This is a genomic window from Roseateles sp. P5_B10 (assembly GCF_056400485.1).
On record NZ_JBFULE010000549.1, the window covers coordinates 1 to 3,624 of the forward strand.

Here is a 3,624-nt window from a genome sequence, read left to right on the forward strand (position 1 = left end):
TCACAAGGCGCCGGCGCGTCCACCGTCTTGAAGTCCGCCGGCGAGACGATCTCCAGGTACTCCATGTCCGGCGAGTAGTCGAACAGGTAATGCACGATGCCGGGGCGCTGGTGCACGCAGTCGCCGGCCTCGACGAGCGTCACCTGGTCGCCGTACATGAACTTGGCCCAGCCCTTGGTCATCAGCACGATCTGGAACTCCGCCTCATGGCGGTGCCATCCCGTGCCCTTTTCAGGGGCCATGTTCGCCTTCACAAGGTGCGCGATGACCTTGCCCGCCGTGGCCTCGGCCACGCCCAGGTCGCGGTAGAGGAAGAAATCTCTCAGCCCGTCGGGGCGCCAGGGCGTGTCCCCGGGCTTGACATGGGAGAACTGTGTGGCGGACGCGTCGTTGGCGGCGTCCACGGGTATCGACAGATCCGACATGAGTGACCTCCTGAAGTGCTGCAGGCGGTGGAGCACACGCAATATGTGTTCCCGCAAAAGCTTGACCCAGGTCATGGGGGCGGCGGGGCGGGCCATCTAGATTGGCGGCGTGAGTGCACCCCCTCCCGGCTTGTGTGCGGCTGATGCCGACGCCCGCCTCCTCGCCCCCTTTACGACCTGGCCCGACGGCCCGGGCGGTGTGGCGCTGTCGCAGTTCCAGGTGGCGGGCATGCATTGCGCGGCCTGCTCGGGGTTGATCGAAGCGGCGCTGCTGACGCTGCCGGGCGTGCGCGGTGCCAGCGTCAATCCGGCGTCGGCCCGGCTGGCCTTGCAGTGGTTGCCTTCACAGCTCACGCTCGCCGACGTGCTGGCCGCGCTGCAGGTGGCGGGCTACCGGGCCACGCCCGACGTCGCAGCGCCTGCGCGCGAGCTGCGCCGGCAGGAAAGGCGCCAGGCCCTGTGGCGGCTCTTTGTCGCCGCCTTCCTGATGATGCAGGTCATGATGATGGCGACGCCGGCCTACGTTGCCGCCCCCGGTGAGCTCAGCGCCGACCTGGACCGCCTGCTGCGCTGGGCCAGCTGGGTGCTGACGCTGCCTGTCATGGTCTTTTCGGCCGCCCCCTTCATGGTTGGCGCCTGGCGGCAGCTCAGGGCAGGGCGGCTGGGCATGGATGTGCCGGTGGCGCTGGGCATCGCCGTCACCTTCGTGGCCAGCACCGGGGCCTTGTTCGACCCCGGCGGGCCTTTGGGCCACGAGGTCTACTTCGATTCGCTGACGATGTTCGTCGCGCTGCTGCTGCTGGCGCGCTGGTTCGAACTGGGGGCGCGGCATCGTGCGGCGGATGCGCTGGAAGCGGTCGCCGGTGCGTTGCCAACGGCGGCCGAGCGGCTGCGTGAGGACGGCAGCAGTGAACGCGTCGCGCCCGAGGCACTGCGCGTGGGTGATCGCATCCGCGTCGCGGCCGGCGAGGCCTTCGCGGCCGACGGCCGTGTGCTGTCCGGCCAGGGCTGGGCCAACGAGGCCCTGCTGACGGGCGAATCCGCGCCGGTCGCCAAGACGGTGGGCGATGCGGTCGTGGCGGGCAGCATCAACCTCGACGGCTCGCTCATCGTCAGCGTGCTGCGCGTGGGTGCAGACGCGACGGCGCAGGGCATCGTGCGATTGATGCAGCAGGCCCAGAGCCAGCGGCCTTTTGTCAACGGCGTGCTGGACCGCGTCGCCGCGGGCTTCACGGCGGTCGTGCTGCTGCTGGCGCTGCTGGCGGGCGTCGGCTGGTGGTGGCTGGATCCTTCACGCGCCATCGCAGTGGCCGTGGCCGTGCTGATCGTCACCTGCCCATGCGCGCTGACCCTGGCCGCGCCTGCGGCCTGGCTCGCGGCCAGCGGCGCGCTTGCTCGGCGCGGGTTGCTGCTGACGGACCTGGCGGCGCTGGAACGGCTGTGCGCCATCGACACCGTCGTCTTCGACAAGACCGGCACGCTCAGCGAGGACCGGCTGCAGCTGCGTCGCCACTGGGCCCAGGGCGCCGATGCCGACGCGCTGCTGAACGTCGCCCGCAGCCTGGCCGGGCTGTCGCGCCACCCGGTGGCGCAGGCGCTGGCCGACGGAAGTGCCGGCAGCTGGGCGGACGTGCGCGAAGTTGCCGGCCGCGGCGTGGAGGCGCGTGATGCGACCGGCCGGGTCTGGCGCCTGGGTGCGCCGGCCTGGGTCAGCGCGCGGCCCGACCCGGCCGCGCGGCTGGCGTTCGGCCCCGTGGGCTGCGGCGACTGCGTGCTGTGGCTGGACCTTGCCGAGGCGCCACGCGCCGATGCCGCGGCAACGATCAAGGCCTTGCGCGCTCAGGGCAGGCGCGTGCGCCTGCTATCGGGCGACCAGCCGGCGGCGGTCTCGCGCATGGCGGCGTTGCTGGACATTGCCCACTGGCGCGCGGGCGCCACGCCCGAGTCCAAGCTTGCTGCGCTGCGTGACTGGCAGGCGCGCGGCGAGCGCGTGTTGATGGTCGGCGACGGCATCAAYGACGCGCCGGTGCTGGCCGCGGCGGACGTGCGCATCGCCATGGGGCAGGGCGCCATGCTGGCGCGCGGTGCCGCAGATGCGCTGCTGGTGTCCAACCAGCTGATGGCGATCCCGCAGGCGCTCGCGCTGGCGCACAGGACGCGCCGCGTGCTGCGCCAGAACCTCGCCTGGGCGGCGCTCTACAACCTGGCCTGCGTGCCGCTGGCGCTGAGCGGCTGGCTGCCGCCGCTGGCGGCGGGCCTGGGCATGGCAGCGAGTTCGCTGTTCGTCGTGCTCAATGCCCAGAGATTGGCGCGCTGATGGACATCCTGTATCTCCTCATCCCCTTCTCGGTCGTGCTGGTGCTGCTCATCGTGGCGGTGTTCGGCTGGGCTGTGCACTCCGGGCAACTGGACGGCTTCGAACACGAGGCTGAACGCATCCTGCTTGACGAGGATCAAGGCGTCTAGGAGCCCCCGCGCGAAGAATCGTTTGCATCAGACTGAAGGAGTCGCGATGGCGAACGAAAAGGCGCTGGCCACCACTGGGGCGGTATACGAAGACGGACCGGTACGCGCATTTGCGCTGGCCGCCGTTCTGTGGGGCGTGGTGGGGATGCTCGTGGGCGTCATCATTGCGGCGCAGCTGGCCTGGCCCGATCTCGGCGCAGGCATCCCCTGGTTGAGCTACGGGCGGCTGCGGCCCCTGCATACCAACGCGGTCATTTTCGCGTTCGGTGGCTGCGCACTGATGGCGACCAGCTACCACGTCGTGCAGCGCACCGGCCAGACCCGCCTGTTCGCGCCGGGCCTGGCGTGGTTTCACTTCTGGTGCTGGCAGCTGGTCATCGTGGCTGCGGCCATCACGCTGCCGCTGGGCTTCACACGCGGCAAGGAATATGCCGAGCTGGAATGGCCCATCGGCGTGCTGATCACCATTGCCTGGGTGTCCTACGCCATCGTGTTCTTCGGCACCGTGGGGCGCCGCAAGATCCGTCACATCTACGTGGCCAACTGGTTCTTCGGTGCCTTCATCCTCGCTGTGGCCCTGCTGCACCTCGTCAACGGCGCGGTGATCCCGGTCAGCTTCTGGAAAAGCTATTCGGCCTACGCCGGCGTGCAGGACGCGATGGTGCAGTGGTGGTACGGCCATAACGCGGTGGGCTTCTTCCTGACCGCGGGCTTCCTCGGGATGATGTACTAC

At 69.9% G+C, this 3,624-nt stretch carries 4 protein-coding genes; 3 read left to right on the forward strand and 1 reads right to left on the reverse strand.

Annotated elements, in window-relative coordinates; all coding sequences use genetic code 11:
* Positions 1-425 (reverse strand): cupin domain-containing protein (locus AC1DU6_RS23600; protein WP_477860016.1); only part of this gene is annotated, 425 nt, incomplete at its 3' end.
* Positions 426-534: 109 nt separating this feature from the next.
* Between AC1DU6_RS23600 and AC1DU6_RS23605 the strand changes: the two genes are divergently transcribed.
* From AC1DU6_RS23605 to AC1DU6_RS23615, 3 genes are all read left to right on the forward strand, one after another.
* Positions 535-2,742 (forward strand): heavy metal translocating P-type ATPase, encoded by a 2,208-nt coding sequence (locus tag AC1DU6_RS23605; RefSeq protein WP_477860018.1) that lies wholly within the window; start codon positions 535-537, stop codon positions 2,740-2,742.
* Positions 2,742-2,891: a cbb3-type cytochrome oxidase assembly protein CcoS gene (gene ccoS / locus AC1DU6_RS23610; RefSeq protein ID WP_056197788.1), complete on the forward strand. Its 150-nt coding sequence runs from the start codon at positions 2,742-2,744 to the stop codon at positions 2,889-2,891. The genes AC1DU6_RS23605 and ccoS overlap by 1 nt, the downstream gene beginning before the upstream one ends.
* Before the next feature lie 46 nt (positions 2,892-2,937).
* Positions 2,938-3,624, forward strand: a 687-nt coding sequence (locus AC1DU6_RS23615; protein WP_477860020.1) for a cbb3-type cytochrome c oxidase subunit I, incomplete at its 3' end; no start/stop codon positions are given.

Excerpts from the sequence above, each read along its gene's own strand:
- ccoS (WP_056197788.1), top strand. The coding sequence starts at position 2,742 with ATGGACATCCTGTATCTCCTCATCCCCTTCTCGGTCGTGCTGGTGCTG.